The organism is Flammeovirga sp. AWQ4_249 (assembly GCF_056161045.1).
In genome coordinates this window covers 76,228-97,516 of record NZ_JBSWYJ010000023.1, presented here as the reverse complement: position 1 = coordinate 97,516, position 21,289 = coordinate 76,228, and the positions used below count along the sequence as shown (strand labels likewise).

The window sequence follows — 21,289 nt, the reverse complement described above, 5'->3', positions numbered from 1 at the left end:
AACTAGATGACTGGAGCAGTAGTTCAGTTGGTTAGAATACCTGCCTGTCACGCAGGGGGTCGCGGGTTCGAGTCCCGTCTGTTCCGCCAACAAGTCTTCATCAGACTTTCAAAACTAGATGACTGGAGCAGTAGTTCAGTTGGTTAGAATACCTGCCTGTCACGCAGGGGGTCGCGGGTTCGAGTCCCGTCTGTTCCGCCAACCAATTCAATGGAAAGACAAGTATATCTTATATGCTTGTCTTTTTTTATTTTTAGTAAATTAATTCTAAATCCTTGGGAATACTAGAGTCAAAAGTGAGTAAGGTCTTTTGATCAGAAGGAGAAATGAAATGAAGAGTCTTTGCATGTAAACAATGCCTGTTTAAGGAATTCTGTAATTTATGATCAGCAATCAGATATGGAATTTCATAACGTTTATCTCCAACAAGAGGATGACCAAGAAATTGCATATGTACTCGGATTTGATGTGTTCTACCAGTTTCAAGTTTACATTCTACTAAAGATATATTTTTAAACTCTTCTAAAACCCTAAAATGAGTTATAGCTTCCTTTCCAAAAATTTTATCTTTTGATACCTCAATACTTCTCTCATTTTCTGGATTTCGTCCAATGTATTCGCTAATGGTTCCTGTTTTTTCTTTCAAAGTACCCCATACCCATGCATAATATATACGATAAGGTTTCATAGCTTTGAATTGTTTACTTAAAAACATCCTAGCTTCCTCTTTCTTGGCAAGAACTAAAACACCGCTAGTATCCTTATCAAGCCTTTGTACGATACAGTCTCTGAGTAGTACATCTTTTTGTTGGGATTGCTTATAGTAGAATTTAAGTGCATTCTGAACAGTATTATCATAATTACCTAAACCAGGATGCATAGGCATTTGAGCAGGTTTATTAATAACAATACAAAAGTCATCTTCATGAAGAATTTCTAATGGATAATCGTATGGTAATAATTCAGTTAGTTTACCGAATGATTCATACCATTGAATAATATCATCCCCTTTAATCATATAACTTGATTTTGAAGGGCTCCCATTCACTAATACCATCTTTTCTTTAATTTTCTTTTGGATGATATTTCTACTTTTATTAGGAAGATTTAATGATAGAAAATGATCTAAACGAACCATTTTGCTTCCTTTAGGAACTATAAACTCTTCATGAAGGTGTTTCTTTTCTATCATTCTAATTTTTTGTTTGTAGGATTGATATTGCAAAGCTAACTTGTAGTATTGAGGCAATGAAATTTTATATGGAAGAAAATAAAGAAGAATCTTTAGACAAACGTTTTCAGGAGACTACGCTCGAGAAGAAAAAAGAAAAGGTAGGAATGGTATGGTGGAAGCATCTTTTGTTATTCATTTTAACTTTAACTACTACTACATTTGCAGGATTAGAATGGTTATACGGAAAAGCTATTTTTTTTAGTGAAATTTCGATTGATGAATGGAAAGGTGCATTAGCTTATTCCATTTCGTTTGTTGGTATACTTGGTATTCATGAATTTGGACATTATTTCACTGCGAAATATTATAAATTAAAGGTTACATTACCTTATTTTTTACCAGTATGGTTTCCAGGGTTTGGTTTGATTGGAACTCTTGGTGCTGTTATTCGAATTAAAAGTTTAATAAAATCAAAAAAAGAATACTTTGATATAGGAGTGTCAGGTCCATTGGCGGGATTTGTAGCCGCTTTATTTGTGCTTTTTTATGGATTTACACATTTACCTCCGGCTGACTATATATTTCAAGTACACCCTGAATACGAAAAATATGGATTAGATTATACCAAATATGTTTATGAAAATTTGTCCGAAGGGGAAAATATTGTTTTGGGAACAAATTTATTATTTGAATTTTTTAAAAAGTTTGTGGTAAGTGATCCCTCTTTAATTCCCAACCAGCATGAAATGATGCATTATCCTTTTCTATTTGCTGGATTTTTAGCGTGTTTCTTTACTGCTTTAAATTTGCTACCTTTTGGACAGTTAGATGGAGGACATGCATTATCTAGTATTATTGGTTATAAGCGTTTTCATCAATTATTACCTTACACTTTTGCTGTTTTTTTATTTTGGGCAGGTTTAGGCATATTTTCAGCAAATCAACCTACTGAATATCTCGTTTCATACGTTCCAATGTATGTTTTATATCTCTTTTTTGTATCGATGAAGTTATTTGAGAGTAAGGTAACTGTAGCGTTGTATGCCATGAGTATATTTACGACTCAATTTGTTCTTTCAACTTTCTTTCCTTCACTCGTAGGATACAACGGGTGGTTATTGTTTGGTTTTATCTTAGCTAGATTTGTAGGGTTACACCATCCTCCTTCAATATATAAAAAAGGTGTTGACACCAAACGAAAAATTGTTGGTATCATCACCTTAATTGTTTTTATATTATGTTTTACTCCTGCTCCTTTTATTCTGAATTAGAACTTTCTTCATCAAGAACATATGGTTTTTTCTCAGGGTTGAAATAAGGAATGTCAAGCATACCAAAACCATGTTCGGTTAATTCACCGAAACCATTATGGTAGATAAATTCTTGAACTTCTGGAGCTGCAAGAATCTCAAAAGGTAGAGTATAGCCTCTTGCTTCTTTGATTTCGCCACTTTTAATGACAGAGTAGATTCGTGCAAATTTTTTGTCCATTCTATTAATTCTTGCAAGATATTCCTGATCCGGAATTACTTGAAACCTAAAGAATGAAGCAATTTGCTCTTGGCTATATAGTCCTGACTTTTCCATACGAAACATGGTAGAATCGTAAAGCATATCAGAGAAGTCATCACTAATAGGGTTGACGAACATCTTATTGTTTAGCCCTTCAATATCATGAAATGGAACAATAGGAGAAATACAAAGGTATTTCATTGATTCATTAAACTGAGGAACTTCTTCGATTTCAACACTATCAGCTTGAAGCATGAGATTGCCCAAGAGAATATGTGATTCTTGGAAAAGCCCTTTTACTATTTTATCAACAAATTCCTTATTGGGACTGGTCAATACAATAGTTGCTTTCTTTGAAAAATAATGTAATCCTTCTCGGCCAACTTTAGTCTGTCCTTTAAGGCCAGAAAAAGTAAAATTAGCACTTTCAAACAAGTCATTATCAGCACATGCTATTTTTAGCATATTCTGAACGAGTTTTTGGTGATGAAAGGGTAAAATGGCACCCTTGTTACGGAGATTGAAGATTATTCTTATACGCACCTTCTAAAAAATTTGTAGTTGGTAACTCTCAATTAGGATAAATCCTAGATAGATTAAAAAATTAACAAAGTGTATAAACACTCGTAAAATGCCCCAATGAGACATAATACTTAATATCATTAATTTATCTGAATTAAAGTAATTTTTTTGACAAAAATGTATTTTTACTCAACATTTAGCTTAGGATTATATTTTTTCCACCAATTTTGCAATACTAAAATAGACCACACCTGATTTTGGTCATAATTGGATGAATTAAAGATTGTATTTTTTAGAGTAGAAATATATTGTATATCAAAAATTCCTTGCTCTCTAATAAAATCTTCATCTAACATTTCATTCACCCAAGATCTTAATGATGTTTTGAAGCCATTCATCAATGGAACTTCAAAACCATGTTTTGGCCTTTTGTAAAGTTCAGGAGGTAATAATTCTCTAAATGCATCTTGAAGAATTCTCTTTTTCATTGATCCATGAATCTTATATTCTGAAGGTAATCTCATTGCAAATTCGACTACTCTATGATCTAAAAATGGAACACGTACTTCAAGACTGTTAAGCATACTCATGGAGTCAACTTTATGCAGCATATCGTTGACGAGTAAACCATCTAAATCTGAGAATAGTACATCATTTATTCCTTTACCATCAATGTATCGAGTTAAATGATTTTTACGTAAAGCAAAACTATCATCATCAATTTTATTTTTAAATGAATCTGAGAGAATACTTCTAGTTGTGGCAGTGTCTCTCCAACAGCATAGATACCAGTATCTTTCTTGAGGAGACAATTTTAATCCTTCACCAAATTTAATAGCCTGTCGGACTTTGTTACCAATCGCAGAATTTCTACTTTGTGGTAAGAATTTTAAAGCAGGTAATCCTAATTTGATCATCTGAGCAAGTACTCCTTGATGTCTAGATTTCCATTCTCCTAAATGTTTATTATAACCAGCAAACATCTCATCAGCACCATCGCCTGAAAGTGCAACAGTTACTTTTTGTCTAGTTTCTTTACAAAGAATATTTACAGCGATAGCAGATGCATCAGCAAAAGGCTCTGCATAGCTATCAAGCATTCCAAATAAGTGATTGTAAAAGTCATCTGGAGTGAGTTGAAAGGCTGTATGATCTGTATTATATTTTTTGGCGACTAATTCAGCATAATGCGTTTCGTCGAAAAGAGGTTCATTTTTATATCCTATAGAGAAAGTTTGGAGTTGCTTCGTATGTCGAGAAGCTAAAGCAACAACAGCAGATGAATCAATACCACCACTTAAAAAAGCACCTAATGGTACATCTGAAATCATTCTTTCTTGGATCGAAGCATCCATTACTTTTAGTAATTCTTTTTGAGCTTCTTCATAAGAAAGATTTAAAGGCTCTGTACAATGTTCTTTTAATGAATAATACGGTTGAATATCAACAGTCTTATTTTTAATGAACATATAATGTCCCTGAGGTAACTTTTTAATTCCTTTAAATATTGAATTAGGTGTTGGAATATAGGTAAGCTGTAATAATTGATAAATGGACGTGTGATCCACTTCTTTTTCAATACCAAATTGAAGTAGAGAAATCATTTCACTACCAAAAACAACTTTATCTTCATCAATAGAATAAAGAAGAGGCTTGATGCCCATTCGGTCCCTTGCAATAAATAGACTATCCTCTTCATTGTCATAAATTGCAAAGCCAAAAAAACCATGAAAACGATTTATACATTCTTTTCCATAGTGTATATAAGCATATAATAAAACTTCAGTATCTGATGAAGTGATAAATTCAACTCCTTTATTTTTTAATTCTTCTCGAATTGGCTGATAATTATATATTTCTCCATTAAATACAATTGTATATCTACCTGAAATATCTTGCATGGGTTGGTTTGCACCTTCGGAAAGGTCAATAATAGATAGTCTTCGATGACCTAAGTGTACAAAGTGGCTACTATAAACGTCAGAAGCATCAGGTCCTCTATGAGCAATAACTTCAGTTGCTTTATGCATATGTATTGCCTGCATCCTTCCGATTTCATTAAATGCAAATAGTCCAGTAATTCCGCACATATATTTTGATTCGAGATGAAAAAATGAATTATATAAAAAGATTTTAGATAAACGAAATTAGAAAAAAATATGTAAAGCACATGCATATTTTAAATGCCAATTTGAATATCGTTGCGTCAATTCTTTAATTATTAGAAGAATCTAATTTTTTATAGGAATTGTAGTGAATACCCAAGTAGACTAGCACCTAAGATAATCCACATATTGTTTATTTTTTTGTATCTAAAAGTGATGAATAAACTCAATGTAGCAATCAGAATACTTTGCCAATCAATTAATGAAGAAATTGACATATCGATAAGTACTTTTATCATAATTGCTACAGAAGCAATATTTACAGCATCTAAAAAGTAACTGACAGTTTTTGAGTTTCTAAGTTGTGGAATTAGTGGATTTAATAGCATTACTAAAAAGAATGAGGGTAAAAATATACCTAGCGTAGCCAATACTGCACCTTCAAAACCATTTAATTGATAGCCTACAAAAGTTGCAGTAGAAAGTACAGGACCTGGCGTAAACTGACCTATTGCGATTGCATCCATTAATTCTTGTCTTGATAACCAACCATTGGCTACAAATTCAGCATCTAAATAAGCAAACAATACATATCCACTACCATAAAGAACTGCTCCAATTTTTAAAAAAGATAGAAAAATAGAGGAAGCTGATATCGAATAAGTAATTTGAATGGGAGAGGAAAGAATTATTGGTAAAAAAGAGGCTTTGACATTAGATCTTTTCTTTTTAAAATTAAAATAAAGGATTCCTATTAATCCTGTTCCTAGTAGAGTTGTAATTTCATCCATACCGATCAAAGAAACCAAGAAAGTTATACCTCCTAAAATACCTATTTCAATATTTTTTAAAGCCTTTTTTCCTAGTTTAAGAATAGTACTTGCGATTATTGCAAGAACAGCTGGTTGAATACCTTTGATAAAAGGAGCAACATTTGGTAAGGTACCATATTCCGTATAGAACCAACCTAAAACTCCTGTTAAAAGAACAGCTGGAAAAATAAAAGCTAATCCTCCTAGAATCAAACCAAAAAATCCAGCTCTTTCGTGACCAACATGCATTGTCATTTCTGTAGAATTTGGGCCAGGAATTAGATTTGTAGCACCAATTAGATCTAAAAAATGTTCACTAGTCATCCATTTTCGTTTATCAACGACTTCTTTTTCCAGCATTGCAATATGAGCGGCAGGACCACCAAATGCCATACAGCCTAGTTTAAACATTATGATAGTAACTTCGAGTAGTTTTGAAGAATTTTTCATATTCATATTTATGAGAATAAAATTAGGTTTTCATCTATCAAGATGATGTTTGATTGTAATGCAAAGTAAATAGTAAATACTGAGTTAGATATAGTCTATTTGAAAAAATAAAAGTATAAAAAATAGGCATCGAGCACTTAAACCGCTCAATGCCTATCTGTGTCACGCTTTAGAAACTGATTTATGTTAAAAATACTTTCAGTTTACTAGCATTATCTCATCTCATAACTTTCAATAACAAATTAAGCGTATTTTGAACACATGCAATGATGACCTGTGCTTAAGAAAATACTGATTATTGTCATTGAATTATATCTTTCCTCTGAGTCCTAGCTCAATAACTTTCAAGTCTTTAGGTTTTCCTTCGTCAATTTTTAAACGAATTAAGGTTCGCATGCGATGAAAACCATGCCTTCCAGCAGCTCCTGGATTAATATGTAATAATTTTCTATCTCGATCAGGAATTACTTTAAGAATATGAGAATGTCCACAGATAAATATATCTGGTTTCAATTCATCTAATCTAAGTTTTAATTTCCTTGTATATTTTGGAGGATATCCTCCAATATGAATCATATATATATTGACACCCTCAATTTCAAAAATTTGTTCCTCAGGATATTCAACTCGTAAATTTCCACTATCTATATTACCAAATACAGCTTTTGTAGGTGCTATGGTTTCTAATGCGTTCATCACATCAATGTCACCAATATCTCCAGCATGCCAAATTTCATCACAACCTTCTAAGTTTTTTAAAATTTGCTCATCAATATATCCATGGGTGTCTGAAATGATTCCAATCTCTTTCATTATATGGGTGTGTGTTTGTTTTTTCTTTAAAAATTGTCTAAAAACAAAAAGAGCATACCCTCTGAGTATGCTCTTTATCGCTTCATTTCATTTCATTTCTTTACTATAACAAATATACGATTTTGTTTCATTTTTTCATGATGATTAAGAGTTTTTTTTCTAGTGACTTTTGTCATTGATAGTTTTTTAATATTTGAGCTACTTTAGGTGTGGTTAATACACTTTATAGTGTGTAAATAACACGTTGTGTGTCGATTAATTAACAAATTAAATCATCTAAAACTGATCATTATGAAAGAATTTGAAAATCTAAGAGACCTGTTTGTTCATCAAATGAAAGACAGATATGATTCTGAAACACAACAATTGGGAGTGTTTCATGAACTAGGGTCAAAAGTTAAATCTGTAACCCTAAGGAGAATTTTAGCTATCTGTGAGGCAAGTGCCCGAAAGCATATTTTATTTTTAGATGATTTATTTAAAGACCTTCATGAAAACCAAGTAGGTGATATTTGTGAATGTAGTTTAGGAATGATTAAAGAAATGAATTTAATCATTGAAAATTCATCTAATAAATATGTATCTGATATTGCAATACTATCAACAATTCGTCAATTGCATTCAAATGACTTGAATGGCTATCAAAATATATTAATGTATGCGGATAGAGTTCATGATGATAGAATCACAGATCTTCTTAAGGAAATGTTGAAAAATGAAAGAGATATAGATCGATTACTAGATGAAACTATGTTAGAATTAATCGACTTAGAACATAGTTTGGAAGCAGTATAAATTTATGGAATCAATTGTTTGAAGGGTTTTCGTGCTTCATTTTCTAACACTGTGACAATGAAAGCATCAGGAAACCCTTTTTTTCTTACAGTTGAAAGAATTTTTTGAGCTTCATTTTTTGCATATGTTTTTCCCACTAAAACCTGATATTTATATTGATTTTTGGATTCTTGATCATAAAAAAGATATACCGGATAATCTAAATTTTTGAATTGTGGCTTATTGAGATTTACTTCTTCAATACTTGACATTATTTGGATGCGGTAAAACTGTAAACTTTTCAAAGAATCTTTCTTTTTTGTAGAATCAGGTGTTGTTTGTTTTACTATTACTTCCTCTTTTGGTTTTGAAGTGACTTTTTGTGGTATATCAAATTTTCTTACGAAAGCATCTTTGAATCCTTTTTTCTTAATCGTTTTGAGTAATTGATCTGCAACTTTCTTCTCATATTCTCTTCCCACAAGTAAAGCATACTTATTCCCTTCTTTTAAAGGATCTACTTTCATCTTTAAATTTCTTACTCTTTTAGATTTTAAGTCATTCGAAGGTTTGGTAGAAGTACTTATTTGTACTCTATAATAAGGATATCTATTGTCAGCTTTTGGTCTTGGTTTTTGATTTTCAAAATCTCTTATTGCTCTGAATAGAGCAGAGGCAATATATGTTTGCCCTTTTCCAGAATTAAGATAGGCTTCTTCCTTTGCATTACTCATGAATCCACATTCAATCAGAACACCAGGCATTTCAGTGTATTGTAATACTTGAAGGTTATGGCCTCTATCATTTCTATCTTTGATACCTCTACTTTTTCTTCCAGCTCTTATAAGTTCTTTATCAATCTTTTTAGCTAAAGTATAAGAAGTAGCAAATTTTTTACTTTGAATATGAACTTGAGTTCCGTGATAGCTTTTATTTGAGAGTGAATTACAATGTATACTAATGAAATAATCAGCTTTCACTTTATTTGCATAATCCACCCTTTCGTCAAGGGTTAAAGTACGATCTGTTCGTCTAGTGTATTTAACTTTTACGTTTTTGACCCTTTCTTCTAAATATCCACCAATTCTAAAAGCAATATCTAAATTAAGATCAGCCTCATGTTTAAAGTAGCTTTTACTTTTTGGTTTACCTACATCTGTTCCTCCATGTCCTGGATCAAGGACAATAACAACTTCTCTTTCAAATGAATATTGTTTGAAGTTCTCATCTTGACCGTAAATTGAAATTGTACAGACAAAAAAAGTAATGATAAAGTTTAAAAAGTGATATTTATTAAATGAAGTTACCATATAGTATAGGCCAGAAATTTATGACTTAATATACAAAATTACAGAGTTTGCCCTAGTATTTACAAGTATTCTTATTTAGATCTTTTAATTATTATGCGAATTCATTCAAATTAACGACCTTTAGAGCTGAATTTGAAAGAACTTACAACAGATGTCAGAGAATAACGAACAGCAGGAAATGTCATTCTTAGATCATTTAGAAGAACTAAGATGGCATGTGTTGAGAGGCGTAGGCTCAATTTTTATTTTTTCGGTAATCGCTTTTGTGGCGAAATCTTTTGTCTTTAATGTAATTATATTAGGACCATCAAGGTTAGACTTTCCAACATATCAGTGGCTATGTGATTTGTCAAATTATATGAATACTGATGCTTTATGTATAGAAAGTTTACCATTTACAATACAAAGTAGAACGATGACAGGACAATTTGCAATGCATATCATGTCCTCTATTGTAATCGGTTTAATTTTAGCTTTTCCTTATACTTTCTGGGAAATTTGGAGATTCGTAAAGCCTGGCTTATATCAGAATGAACAAAGTGCAACTACTGGGGCAACTTTTTTTGTGAGTTTATTATTTATCACTGGAGTTCTTTTTGGATACTATATTGTATCACCTCTAGCCATCAATTTCTTATCTAACTATCAAATTGATGAAAGTGTACTTAATGAATTTGATATATCATCATATATTTCCACTCTTTCTATGATCGTATTATCAGGTGGGGTTATGTTTCAATTACCGATGGTAGTATTCTTCTTATCAAAATCAGATATGGTTACTCCAGAAGTAATGAGAGAATACAGAAAACATGCTATTGTGGTGATATTAATTATATCAGCAATTATTACTCCTCCAGATCCAATTACACAAATATTAATTGCTGGACCAATTATCTTCTTATATGAAGTAAGTATATATATTGCGGCAAGTGTATTGAAAGGAAAAGAAAAAAAGGCAAAAAAAGAGCTAAGAAAAATTTAGCTAATTAGATAAAAAAATAAACTGAACTTTAAGAAATTGGAGTTCAGTTTTTTTATGTCTTAAGTTATAAATCTGTTCTTTCAGAAATAGAACGACCTAATGTGAGTTCATCAGCAAATTCTAAGGCACCACCAACAGGAATACCTCTAGCAATATTTGTAACTTTCAACATTGGCATATTATCCAATTGTTGTCTGATAAAAAATGCTGTTGTATCACCATCTAAACTTGCATTTAAAGCAAAGATGATCTCATTTATATCTTCAGAATGTACTCTTTCTATCAAATGTTCAATAGTTAAATCCATTGGTGTAACACCTTGTAATGGAGAAATTACGCCATTCAAGACATGGTATATACCATTATAAGCACCTGTAGATTCAATAGCCAAAACATCAGACATATTTTCTACGATGCAAAGTGTGTGAATATCTCTTTTTGGATTAGTACATATCGAACATAATTCTTCATCAGAAATATTATGACATTTCTTACAGAATTTTACATTTAACTTCAAAGAAGCGATAGCTGTAGCTAAATCTTTTGCAAATAATTCATCCTCTTTAAGAATATATAAAGCCATTCTTAAAGCAGTTTTTTTACCAATTCCCGGTAATTTTGAGATTTCCTCAACTGCATTTTCTAAGGATTTTGAAGGAAGATTAGTCACTACAACAAAATTAAGTTTGTATTATAAAATTTCACATGATATGCCTCTGTCACTTAAAGCAGTACGCATAGGTGTTAACTCATCGAATGTCCCATTTTTAACGGCACATTTACCATTATAATGAATAATCCATGTACATTGTTCTGCTTGATGAGAAGTATGATTACAGACTTGAATCAAAGCATCAATTACAGTATCAAATGTGTTAACATCATCGTTGAAAACGACTAATTCTCGATTGAGTTCAGAATCTACAAGGGTTTCTTCTAATTCTTGAACATCAGTATCACTTTGTTTTGAAAACTTAATCATAAGAAAGTATAAAGATTTGATACACAAAAATAATAATCCTGTCTTTAATTAACTAATAGGTTTCATAATAACATTCGTTCTTTCAATTTAGTTTACGTAATTAGTGCAAATACTACTGATTTTAATACAAAAATGAGAAAAACAATCCTAATAACTGGCGGAAATGGCCTTCTAGGTCAGTACCTTACTAAATGTTTAATAAAACATAATGATTTCAATATCATCATTACAAGTAGAGGAGAAGATAGATTAAAAGAAGTTGGTTATCAGTATTTTAATATGGATCTAACGAAGGAAGATGATGTGATTAAAGTATTGAGTAAAGTAAAACCTGAAATTATAGTTCATTGTGCTGCTATTTCTAGAGTAGAACTGTGTGAAGACAATCATGAAGAAGCTATTAAGCAAAATGTAAGAACAACAAAAAGGTTATTGTCCATTGGGAAAAAAAATAACTTAGAACATTTCATTTATTTATCAACAGATTTTGTATTTGATGGTGAGAAAGGACTATATGAAGAAAATGATGAAAGAAACCCATTAAATTTTTACGGGAAAACAAAAATGATGTCAGAAGATATTATTTTAAAAGAAGAAATAATTAAAACATCTATTGTACGTACTTGTTTGGTTTATGGGCAAGTGAAAGATATGAGTCGAAGTAATATTATGTTATGGGTACATGAGAAGCTTTCTAAAAATGAACCAATAAAAGTTGTCAATGATCAATTTAGAACCCCTACATATGCCGGAGACTTAGCTGAAGGTTGTTATTTAATAGCCAAATTAGGAGCAAAAGGAATTTTTCATATCTCAGGAAGAGATTACTTAACACCTTACCAAATAGCTGTTAAAGTTGCTAATTATTTAAAACTCGATAAAGTTAACATAACTCCTGTGGATGCTTCCACGTTCAAAGAACATGGTAAAAGACCACTTAAAACCGGATTTACGAATAAAAAAGCCTATGATTCCTTAAAATATCAACCAATTTCTTTTGATGAAGGGCTAGGTATCGTCTTAGATATTTTACCTAAAAAGTGACTATTTATTTAAAAGATTTTGGCTAAAAAATTTATAAATTAATACAAAACCGTATATTTGCTTAGATATAAGCTTCTAAACCTAAAGTTTTTACACTCAATTTGGTAATAATTGCTCTCTTAAATCATTAACTTAATTGTTTGGCATAAAACGTGTACTAACTTTTAACAGGTTAAAAGGTTTTTAACATCTCGAAATTGAAATAATAACTCTGACTGAGTCCATAAATAATTTTTTAAGAATGAAATTAAAAAATTCAATAAAAACTATTTTATTTCTGATGCTTGTTTCTTTTGCGTTTTCAGAAGCGTCTGCACAAGGTATTAGAGATAGAGCAAGATTTACTGCAAAAAAGAAATATTGGAGTGTAGGTGGTATGGCTACTACTGCTAACTTTTGGGGGGATTTATCTCCTTCACCAAGTAAAGCAAGTATTGATTGGTCCAATACTAGATTTCAATTTGGTGGTTATGTTCAAAAAAGATTACACCCAAGAATTAGTGCAAGAGTATCTTTAAATAATAACTTGTTAGCAGGTAGTGATAAAGATGCAGAAAGAAATGCCGATAGAGGATTAGAATTTAATACATATGCTTTTCAATTGAATGGTATGGCAATTATTGACCTTTTCCAAAACTCGGGGGTTTTTTATAGAAGACCAAAAGTGCCGATTCCATATGTTGGTTTAGGAATTGGTATGTTGTTTTCAAATGCTAAAGTATCTCAAAATTCTGATCCTGGATATGCAGGAACTCAGATAGGTGAAGACTATATTGAAAATTCTACTACTTGGGTTGTTCCTGTTGCTGCAGGTGTAAGATATAAATTGACTACTCATTTAGATATTGCTATTGAAGTAACGGCGAATTATACAGGCTCTGATAGAGTCGATGGTATTGATAACTCAGTAAATTCAAGCCCTTTGAACGAATTAAATGATGCGTTCTTAACAATGGGATTCCATATTAACTATATCTTAGGTGGAGCAATCAAAATGCCTAAGTTCCGTTAAGAAAAAATATATTATATTTGAAGTCCGTCAGGTCACTGTACGGACTTTTTTTTTACCTAAACTTATTCGATTCTTTTTAAACTTAATAGTATGTTATGAATAAGGGAATTAAATTATTATCAACAACTGTATTATTTTTATTCTTATCGATTCTATCCATTCAACAGTCTAATGCACAATATTGGATTCTTGGTGGAAGTGTAGGGACATCTTTTTATACAGGGGATGTATCACCTTTACCAGCCTTTTCTGATTTTAGGGTAGGAGGTAAACTATTTGCTAAATATAAAATCAAAAATCATTTTCTTTGGAGAACTTCTTTGGAAGGAGCCTGGTATACAGGACATGATAGCAATTTTAATAAGCCATTTCATCAAGACAGAGATGCAAGTTTTGAAAATGTAATGGTAAATATTGCCACTGGATTTGAGTATAATTTCTTGCAGTTTAGAGAACATAAAAGAAAGCAAGATAAATTTACACCTTATTTCTTTATGCAATTAGGTTTTGGAGCTTTTCCAATTCTAGAAACTACAACTTCTACAGCAAAGAGTGTATATTATGCAGTTACACTTCCTCTAGGATTAGGTTTTAAGCAAAGAATAGGAACGAATCTTGATTTTGGAATGGAATTTAGTATTACGAAACCTTTATGGAATGATAATACAGATTCAATATACCGAGGGGATACTAATGCGCCTGTACAAGAACAAACAGTTTACCCTTCATGGAGAGATAACTATTACTTCTTAGGTTTTACATTGAGTTATCATATATTTAATATTAATTGTCCTCAGTACCATAGAAGAAGATAAAAGAAAAAGGCTGCTTAGAAAATGAATTCTAAACAGCCTTTTTTAATATATTTTTGTCAGTATCGATTAATCATCTCCACCACCAAAGAACCATCCAATACTCACAATCCATTGTGTTGATTTAATTGATGGTAATCCAGTTTGTCCTGAAAGAAAGTCTGAACCTGATTCATATTTAATATCAGCAGTTAACCTTTTAATATCAGCACCGATACCTGCTTGCCAACCCCAAGTAAAACCATCCAAATCACTAATGTTATCGCTTGATAAATTAGCTTGAGCTACAGCACCACCAAATGCACGAGCATTGATACCTAGAAGACCTATTTTAAATCCAGCTAAAATAGGAACATCAAAGCGATTGATGTGGCTAGCATCTCCATCAACTTTACCTCCAACTCTAGAGTATAAAGCTTCAACTTGTGCATAAATAGGTAATACTGGTACGTTAGTTCTAAACATACCACCAACATGCCAAGAAGCAATATTTTCAGTATCAGCTTGAAGGTCTCCTTCAAACTTAGAAGCACCAACACCACCTTTAACACCAAAACTGATTAATCCTGATTGTGCTTGAGATGTGAATCCGATTAGTAATAGACCAACTATTAGTGTTAGAATTTTTTTCATAATTAAAAAATGAAAGAGTGATAATTTAAATTTGTGTATACAGTTTAGACAATTAAAAATAAATGATTGTCAATAAAATTGATAAAATAGGAACTTAAATCGCTAAACATTGATTGTGTTTAAGTATCCATTTATCTTGCGATGCTTTAAGAACAAAAATTTAACCAATCAGAAAAATGCGTCGAAATCAACTTATTTTATTTACTCTGATCACTGTATTTATTTCATCTATAAGTATTGAAAATGTATTTGCTTGGGGACAAACTGGCCATAGAGCAGTGGCTCAGGTTGCACAAAATCATTTATCAAAAAAAGCAAAAAAAGAGCTAGAGATGATTTTAGGAGATTCATCTTACCTTCCTATGGTAGCCACTTGGATGGATGATATAAAATCAGATAAGAAATATAGTTTCATGTATTCATGGCATTATATTAATATTGATGAGGGAGAAACTTTTGAAACTATCCAAAGAAACCCTAAAGGTGATATTATCAAGGCCATTGATGATATGACTGCTATTTTGGAAGATGATTCTTCTTCGAAAAGGAAAAAAGCAATGGCAATCAAAGTTCTAACTCACCTTTTAGGAGATTTACATCAACCATTTCATATAGGTCATAAATCTGATTTAGGAGGTAATAAAGTTAAAGTAACTTGGTTTGGAGAACCTTCAAATATTCATAGAGTTTGGGATTCACAAATGATCGATTCAAAACAATTATCTTATAGTGAAATTGCCTTATATGTTGATCATTCGACACCACAAGAGGTAGAACTTTTGCAAAGTGCATCAACTGTTGATATGATGAATGAATCTTTTGTATTAGCGACCAAGTATTATAATGACATTGGAGATGGTAAACTTGGATACAGGTATATGTATGATAATTACGGTACTTTAGAAAGAAGAATTAAAGAAGCGGGAATACGCTTAGCAGGAATTCTTAATAAAGTTCTTGGATAAACATAAAATAGAAGGTACATTTTCAAAAGAATATGTACCTTTTTTCATTAACCCTTTTATGGAAAAGCAACAAACAAAGACTTTCTATACATTAAACTTTTGGTTATTGTGTATTAGTTCTTTCTTATTTTTTACCAGTTTCAATATGATAATTCCTGAACTTCCAGATTATTTAACTTCTTTGGGAGGTGAAGATTATAAGGGATATATCATTTTTTTATTTACAGTGACAGCTGGATTATCAAGACCTTTTAGTGGAAAACTAACAGATCGTGTTGGTAGAGTTCCAGTGATGATTGTAGGTGTTGTTGTGAGTTGTATTTGTACAATATTATATCCTTTTATTGGGACAGTCTTTGGTTTTCTTGTATTACGTTTTTTTCATGGCTTTTCTACAGGTTTTAAACCAACAGGTACTTCAGCCTATTTAGCTGATATTGTTCCATTAGACAAAAGAGGGGAGGCATTAGGTGTTTTAGGTTTTTGTTCGAGTACAGGTATTGGATTAGGTCCTTACATTGGAAGTTGGTTGACTCAGCAAACTGATATTGAAACCATGTTCTATTTTGCATCTTTTGTTTCTTTATTATCAATTTTAATTTTATTTCGGTTAAAAGAAACGCTACAAAATCCAGAAAAACTAAGTTGGGAACATTTTAGAATTCGTCGAAATGAAATTATAGATAGGAATGCATTATCACCTTCATTAGTGATGTTATTATGTACGACTTCCTATGGAGTGATTTTAACATTGATTCCTGATTTAAGTAAGTCATTAGGAATGGAGAATAAAGGGACATTTTTTCTATTATTTACAGGTGCTTCTGTTTTTGTAAGAGTTTTTGCTGGAAAATTATCCGACAAATATGGCAGATTACCCATATTAAAAATATCTACTATTCTTTTGGTAATTGCTTTGTTTTGGATTGGAATAGCTTCTACGGTCTATTCATTTTATGGAGCAGCCATATTATTAGGGTTAGCGATTGGAACAAATTCACCAACATTATATGCATGGACGATTGACAGAAGTGATCCTATTCATAGAGGTAGAGCAATTGCAACAATGTATATCGCTCTAGAAATTGGAATAGGTACAGGTGCACTTGCAAGTGGTTTTATTTATGATAATAAGATAGAACAAATTGGTTGGCCATTTATCATTTCAAGTTTATGCTGTCTATTGGCTTTCCTATATATTACATTTGCACGATTAAGAGAGAAAACAACATAAAATGAAATTTGAATATTTATTTTCAGATTGCGATGGCGTGATCATAGATAGTGAAATTATAGCTGCTAGAGTAATGGTTAAATACATAGCTTCCTATGGAGTACCTATTAGTCTTGAAGAATATTTGGAAAATTATTCGGGTCAAACTTTTAGTGGAATAATGACAAAGTTGTCTAAAGAATATAATTTTATTTTACCCGAAGATTATGTGAATGATATCACTAACAAGTACAAAGAGGCTGCTAAAAAAGAGGAAAAAGCAATCAAAGGAACTAAAGAAGCCTATGAATTGATTAAATTACCTAAGGCTATTATATCAAATAGCTATAAGGAGCAGATAAATCATGCCGTAGATTTTACTGGATTAAGAGGCGAATTTGAAGATAGAGTGTATTCTGGTGTAGAAAGTGTTGAGAATCCTAAACCAGCGCCTGATGTTTATTTATTTGCTGCTAAAGACTTAGGGGTTGATCCCAAAAAAGTAATTGTTATTGAAGATAGTGTTAGTGGAGCGAAAGCTGGATTAGCAGCCGGAATGCAAGTAATTGGTTTTACGGGAGCATCTCATTTAAATGAAAATCATCAACATACCTTGAAATCACTAGGTGTAAAAAATGTGATTCAAGATATGTCTGATTTACCTGCATTGATTGATAAGTTAAATGCAGAAGATTGAGAAATACTAATCAACATGAATTTTTGAGTTAAGGGGTTCTAAATGTCTTATATCATTGGCTTGTATAATTCGGAAAAGTCCATTTTGATAGACCATATGATATAAAGCGAGGTTGGAATGTTCGTATTGGTCCATTTTACTTAATGGTTCATTCATAAGGTGTGAAACTAATATTTTCATTGCTCTACCGTGTGTACAGATTAAAATATTTTTTTCATTCTTTCTTGACAGAATTTGTTTAAGTGCTTTTTCCTGACGTTTTAATACATCATTTGGAGACTCTGCATCTTCTAATTTGTAGTTGTAATTACCATTTTGCCATTCAAAAAGCAATTTCATATGGTTTTTATCATCTTGTTCTGTCAATTTTCTACCTTCCTTTTCTCCCCAACTAATCTCGTTGAAACCTTGGAAAGCTTCTGAAGGAATACCTTTAGAAGTAAAAGGAAGTACAGTTTGATGTGTTCTTTTTAATGAAGAAGTATAAATCTTATCAAAGGCAATGTGGTTATATTTTTTGAAAAATGCTTCTGCTTGAAGAGTTCCTAATTCATTTAAATTAGAATCAATACTGCTACCCTGTACGTAGCCTTTTTTATTAAAATCAGTCTCTCCATGCCTGATTATATAAATGTGTTTTGGAGCCATAACTAAATTTAGATTTTTCTAATAAAATCATCTGATTAATGATTTAATGGTGAAACATATCTTAAATTGACTTCTGTAAGAGAAGTGCATCTATCTATTTTACGTAAAAAATGTTTGTTAAGTATAAAATTAAAATAAAACGTATGTATGTTTAACAGTAAATTTACAATAAAAAACCTTAATAACTTGAGGAACAATATGCTTGGGCATTTAGATATAGAATTTATCCAAGTAGAAAATGGATTAATTAGTGCAAAAATGCCTGTAGATGAGCGTACAAAACAACCTATGGGATTATTGCATGGAGGTGCCTCTATGGTGCTTGCTGAAACATTAGGAAGTGTTGGTGCATTGACCCATATTGACGATACAGAATTTGTACCAGTTGGTCAAGAAATTAATGCTAATCATATAAAAAGTGCAAGAAATGGTCACGTTATAGGCATTGCTAAACCAATTCACTTAGGAAGAAATTCTCATGTTTGGGAGATAAGAATTGAAGATGAACAAGGTGATTTGATCTGTATATCAAGAATGACAGTTGCTATTTTAAGAAAAAAGAAAAAATAGTTCCTTGCGTATTATCGCGCAGATGTAATATTTTATTTAAAAAAAAATGCAAAATTTGAACTTAAGTCAATGAATTTAGGTTCTAATCTGAATTACATAAATCGTTTTTTATAATTAATTGAAGAAGTAGAAGTATGGGGAATACTAAAATATGGGTTGTAATACTTTTTTTATTTATATCACTTGGTATATATAGTATTCAAGCAGGGTGGTTTAGTGAAATTGAAATTAAGGAAAGAGAAAATGCTGGATGGGTACTTACTGGTGTTGAGTATGAAGGGAAATTAAACAGTAAAGAATTTTCAGCCTTGTATGATTCGATTTCTAGAGAGATTGAAAAAGGGAACTTAAAGGGTGAACTTGCTGCTTTATTTTTTGAAAATCCAAATACAGATAAACGTATCAAAGCAGTTGTTGGGGCCTTATATAAAGACAAACAAGAAGGAAATTATTATTCTTTTACTCAAAAGGCATATCATGAATATTATTCTGAAATAACTTTAGGAGAATTGTTTACTCCAAATCCTGAAAATGTAATTGATATGATTTCTGAAAGTGCGGCAAAAGACAATTCTACAGCAGAAAAATTGTATCTTGAATCTTATCCTTCAAAAACTCAAGTTGTTCAATCTGTGATCCTGCATTAAAATAAGCAATCTAGAAAAGTGAAAGCAAAAATTTATTCAAATAGAGTTACTTTAAAAGTCCTTGTGATTGTAGCTGGTTTGATCATCGGACTGACTTCCTTGATTTATACTGAATTATTAGTAGATGAATTAAGGAAAAGAGAATATGATCAAATTGACTTTTTTGCAAAGGTTCAGGCAAAGTTAGCAGCAATGAGTAGTGAAGATAATGCTGATGTTACTTTTCTATTGATGGAAGTGATTAAAGGGAATGATTTAATACCCGTCATCTTGGCTGATGAGAATGGAGTACCGATAAGTTCAAAAAATATTGATATTCCTAAAAGGATATCTGTTAAAGAGAGAGTAGCTTTTCTTCGTAAGAAGATTGAAAAAATGAAAAAAGATTATGAACCAATTCGGATTGATTTTACGAATGGAGAAATTCAGTATATCTATTATGCAGATTCACATTTAGTCAGTAACCTTCGTTTTGCTCCCATTATTCAATTATCAGTATTGGGAATATTAGCGATAACTGCTTATCTCGTTTTTTCAACATCAAGAAGAGCCGAACAAAATCAAGTTTGGGCAGGGTTAGCCAAAGAAACGGCTCACCAATTAGGAACACCAATTTCTTCATTAGTAGCATGGATTGAATATTTTAAAACGGATGAAGATTTTGATCAATCCATCATTGAAGAGTTACAAAAGGATGTGACTAGGTTAGAGATGATTACTCAGCGATTTTCTAATATTGGATCTGAGCCAGTTCTTAAGCCTGTAAATTTAGAATCCTCAGTTCGAGGTGCCTTGGAATATATGTCAAAGCGGATCTCAAAAAAGGTAGCCATCAATATTCATTATGAGATCGATAGTCCAGTAGAAGTAAATGTAAGTTTACCTCTATTTGAGTGGGTTATTGAAAACTTAAGTAGAAATGCTGTAGATGCGATGAATGGTGTTGGACAATTAGATGTTTTTGTTCATTTAACCCAACATAAAACAGCTGTAGAAATTGATGTTAAAGATACTGGGAAAGGTATTTCTAAAAATAAATTAAGTAGTGTTTTTAATCCTGGCTACACTACAAAAAAGAGAGGATGGGGTTTAGGACTTACATTAGTTAAGAGGATAATAGAAGAATACCATGGTGGTAAAATATATATCTTGGAATCAACTCCAGGTGTAGGTACAACTTTCAGAATTACTATGCCTATTGTGATTTAAGAATGTAAGAAATAGGTCTGTTAATAAAGAATTATGAGTTGTGAATTTCTCATTAATTTAAGACATTTGTCTTGGGTCGGTCACATATTGGATTTTTCAACGTGAATTAATATAAGGCGTACCGATTTTTGAAGAGCAGGCCTCAACTTTACTTCGGTAAAGTCTTTCTTCGGAAAGTTAACAGTGGAAGGTCGACATTTAAAGGGAAGCCTAATCTTGTTATAAAAGGAAGAATTCCAACCGGCCCTTTTTTAAATTAAGCGATGCATTGCATGGCTTTTTTTATTGTTTAAGATTTAATTTACGCTTGTTAACGGGGTGAGAAAGCTTTCTAATCAATTTTTTCCTTTTCAAGTTCAATTATATCGTTGAACAATTAATTCTATTGATTACTTTTGTG

Annotated in this window: 22 protein-coding genes and 2 tRNA genes; 14 read left to right on the top strand and 10 right to left on the bottom strand. The window is 31.6% G+C overall.

The genetic code is table 11. From position 1 onward, the window contains the following. Positions 1-12: 12 nt before the first annotated feature. Together ACXAHM_RS16945 and ACXAHM_RS16940 are read left to right on the top strand one after the other, a co-directional pair. A tRNA-Asp gene (locus ACXAHM_RS16945) sits at positions 13-89 on the top strand. 35 nt (positions 90-124) lie between these two features. Beyond that, positions 125-201 (top strand) — tRNA-Asp (locus ACXAHM_RS16940). A 52-nt stretch (positions 202-253) separates the two neighbouring features. On the opposite strand, the gene ACXAHM_RS16935 is transcribed toward ACXAHM_RS16940, so the two are convergent. Continuing rightward, on the bottom strand, positions 254-1,192 hold the full coding sequence (locus tag ACXAHM_RS16935; RefSeq protein ID WP_474962130.1) for an RluA family pseudouridine synthase: 939 nt from the start codon (positions 1,190-1,192) through the stop codon (positions 254-256). Between the two features lie 56 nt (positions 1,193-1,248). Between ACXAHM_RS16935 and ACXAHM_RS16930 the strand changes: the two genes are divergently transcribed. Continuing rightward, a complete protein-coding gene (locus tag ACXAHM_RS16930; RefSeq protein WP_474962127.1) occupies positions 1,249-2,445 on the top strand; it encodes a site-2 protease family protein in 1,197 nt (398 codons plus the stop codon). Here ACXAHM_RS16930 and cas6 read toward each other — a convergent pair. The 4 genes from cas6 to ACXAHM_RS16910 all read right to left on the bottom strand — a co-directional run bounded on the left by cas6 (position 2,432) and on the right by ACXAHM_RS16910 (position 7,388). Further along, positions 2,432-3,151, bottom strand: coding sequence for a CRISPR-associated endoribonuclease Cas6 (gene cas6 / locus ACXAHM_RS16925; protein ID WP_474962125.1), 720 nt, complete (start codon positions 3,149-3,151; stop codon positions 2,432-2,434). The two genes, ACXAHM_RS16930 and cas6, sit on opposite strands and share 14 nt — an antisense overlap. A 242-nt stretch (positions 3,152-3,393) precedes the next feature. Further along, positions 3,394-5,298, bottom strand: a complete 1,905-nt coding sequence (gene asnB, locus ACXAHM_RS16920; protein ID WP_474962123.1) for an asparagine synthase (glutamine-hydrolyzing) — start codon at positions 5,296-5,298, stop codon at positions 3,394-3,396. Between the two features lie 149 nt (positions 5,299-5,447). Next, the gene (chrA, locus tag ACXAHM_RS16915) at positions 5,448-6,575 is read right to left on the bottom strand and encodes a chromate efflux transporter (RefSeq protein ID WP_474962121.1); all 1,128 of its coding nucleotides are present in this window, start codon (positions 6,573-6,575) and stop codon (positions 5,448-5,450) included. 309 nt (positions 6,576-6,884) lie between these two features. Further along, a complete protein-coding gene (locus ACXAHM_RS16910; RefSeq protein WP_474962119.1) occupies positions 6,885-7,388 on the bottom strand; it encodes a metallophosphoesterase family protein in 504 nt (167 codons plus the stop codon). 291 nt (positions 7,389-7,679) lie between these two features. Here ACXAHM_RS16910 and ACXAHM_RS16905 point away from each other — a divergent pair, with 291 nt between their 5' ends. Continuing rightward, positions 7,680-8,183 (top strand): YciE/YciF ferroxidase family protein, encoded by a 504-nt coding sequence (locus ACXAHM_RS16905; RefSeq protein ID WP_474962117.1) that lies wholly within the window; start codon positions 7,680-7,682, stop codon positions 8,181-8,183. 2 nt (positions 8,184-8,185) lie between these two features. Here the strand turns inward: ACXAHM_RS16905 and ACXAHM_RS16900 are convergent, their stop codons facing one another. Next, positions 8,186-9,472: an N-acetylmuramoyl-L-alanine amidase family protein gene (locus tag ACXAHM_RS16900; RefSeq protein ID WP_474962114.1), complete on the bottom strand. Its 1,287-nt coding sequence runs from the start codon at positions 9,470-9,472 to the stop codon at positions 8,186-8,188. A gap of 151 nt (positions 9,473-9,623) precedes the next feature. On the opposite strand from ACXAHM_RS16900, the gene tatC reads away from it, so the two are divergent. Continuing rightward, positions 9,624-10,457: a twin-arginine translocase subunit TatC gene (tatC, locus tag ACXAHM_RS16895; RefSeq protein ID WP_474962111.1), complete on the top strand. Its 834-nt coding sequence runs from the start codon at positions 9,624-9,626 to the stop codon at positions 10,455-10,457. Between the two features lie 64 nt (positions 10,458-10,521). Here tatC and recR read toward each other — a convergent pair whose 3' ends face one another. Together recR and ACXAHM_RS16885 are read right to left on the bottom strand one after the other, a co-directional pair. Next, positions 10,522-11,127 (bottom strand): recombination mediator RecR, encoded by a 606-nt coding sequence (gene recR, locus ACXAHM_RS16890; protein WP_474962109.1) that lies wholly within the window; start codon positions 11,125-11,127, stop codon positions 10,522-10,524. A gap of 21 nt (positions 11,128-11,148) precedes the next feature. After that, positions 11,149-11,439 carry an ATP-dependent Clp protease adaptor ClpS gene (locus ACXAHM_RS16885; RefSeq protein WP_474962106.1) on the bottom strand — a complete coding sequence of 97 codons (291 nt, stop codon included), beginning with the start codon at positions 11,437-11,439 and terminating at the stop codon, positions 11,149-11,151. 132 nt (positions 11,440-11,571) lie between these two features. Between ACXAHM_RS16885 and ACXAHM_RS16880 the strand changes: the two genes are divergently transcribed. The 3 genes from ACXAHM_RS16880 (at position 11,572) to porG (ending at position 14,310) form a co-directional block, all read left to right on the top strand. Then, positions 11,572-12,483, top strand: a complete 912-nt coding sequence (locus ACXAHM_RS16880) for an SDR family oxidoreductase (protein ID WP_474962104.1) — start codon at positions 11,572-11,574, stop codon at positions 12,481-12,483. A gap of 241 nt (positions 12,484-12,724) precedes the next feature. Further along, the gene (locus ACXAHM_RS16875; RefSeq protein ID WP_474962101.1) at positions 12,725-13,495 is read left to right on the top strand and encodes a DUF6089 family protein; all 771 of its coding nucleotides are present in this window, start codon (positions 12,725-12,727) and stop codon (positions 13,493-13,495) included. Between the two features lie 95 nt (positions 13,496-13,590). Then, on the top strand, positions 13,591-14,310 hold the full coding sequence (gene porG / locus ACXAHM_RS16870) for a type IX secretion system protein PorG (protein WP_474962098.1): 720 nt from the start codon (positions 13,591-13,593) through the stop codon (positions 14,308-14,310). A 66-nt stretch (positions 14,311-14,376) separates the two neighbouring features. On the opposite strand, the gene ACXAHM_RS16865 is transcribed toward porG, so the two are convergent. Further along, entirely contained in the window at positions 14,377-14,940 is a 564-nt protein-coding gene (locus tag ACXAHM_RS16865) for a porin family protein (protein ID WP_474962096.1), read from the bottom strand. Between the two features lie 176 nt (positions 14,941-15,116). On the opposite strand from ACXAHM_RS16865, the gene ACXAHM_RS16860 reads away from it, so the two are divergent. From ACXAHM_RS16860 to ACXAHM_RS16850, 3 genes are read left to right on the top strand one after another with little or no spacing between them, the layout of a single operon-like run. Further along, on the top strand, positions 15,117-15,905 hold the full coding sequence (locus ACXAHM_RS16860; protein WP_474962094.1) for a S1/P1 nuclease: 789 nt from the start codon (positions 15,117-15,119) through the stop codon (positions 15,903-15,905). A 58-nt stretch (positions 15,906-15,963) separates the two neighbouring features. Next, positions 15,964-17,139, top strand: coding sequence for an MFS transporter (locus ACXAHM_RS16855; RefSeq protein ID WP_474962092.1), 1,176 nt, complete (start codon positions 15,964-15,966; stop codon positions 17,137-17,139). Position 17,140: 1 nt separating this feature from the next. Then, positions 17,141-17,815: an HAD family hydrolase gene (locus tag ACXAHM_RS16850; protein WP_474962090.1), complete on the top strand. Its 675-nt coding sequence runs from the start codon at positions 17,141-17,143 to the stop codon at positions 17,813-17,815. Between the two features lie 6 nt (positions 17,816-17,821). On the opposite strand, the gene ACXAHM_RS16845 is transcribed toward ACXAHM_RS16850, so the two are convergent. Continuing rightward, positions 17,822-18,463 (bottom strand): histidine phosphatase family protein, encoded by a 642-nt coding sequence (locus ACXAHM_RS16845; RefSeq protein WP_474962087.1) that lies wholly within the window; start codon positions 18,461-18,463, stop codon positions 17,822-17,824. A gap of 198 nt (positions 18,464-18,661) precedes the next feature. On the opposite strand from ACXAHM_RS16845, the gene ACXAHM_RS16840 reads away from it, so the two are divergent. The 3 genes from ACXAHM_RS16840 to ACXAHM_RS16830 all read left to right on the top strand — a co-directional run bounded on the left by ACXAHM_RS16840 (position 18,662) and on the right by ACXAHM_RS16830 (position 20,889). Further along, positions 18,662-19,033: a hotdog fold thioesterase gene (locus ACXAHM_RS16840; protein ID WP_474962084.1), complete on the top strand. Its 372-nt coding sequence runs from the start codon at positions 18,662-18,664 to the stop codon at positions 19,031-19,033. A 134-nt stretch (positions 19,034-19,167) separates the two neighbouring features. After that, positions 19,168-19,680 (top strand): hypothetical protein, encoded by a 513-nt coding sequence (locus tag ACXAHM_RS16835; RefSeq protein WP_474962081.1) that lies wholly within the window; start codon positions 19,168-19,170, stop codon positions 19,678-19,680. 18 nt (positions 19,681-19,698) lie between these two features. Beyond that, entirely contained in the window at positions 19,699-20,889 is a 1,191-nt protein-coding gene (locus ACXAHM_RS16830) for a sensor histidine kinase (protein WP_474962078.1), read from the top strand. Positions 20,890-21,289: the final 400 nt, after the last annotated feature.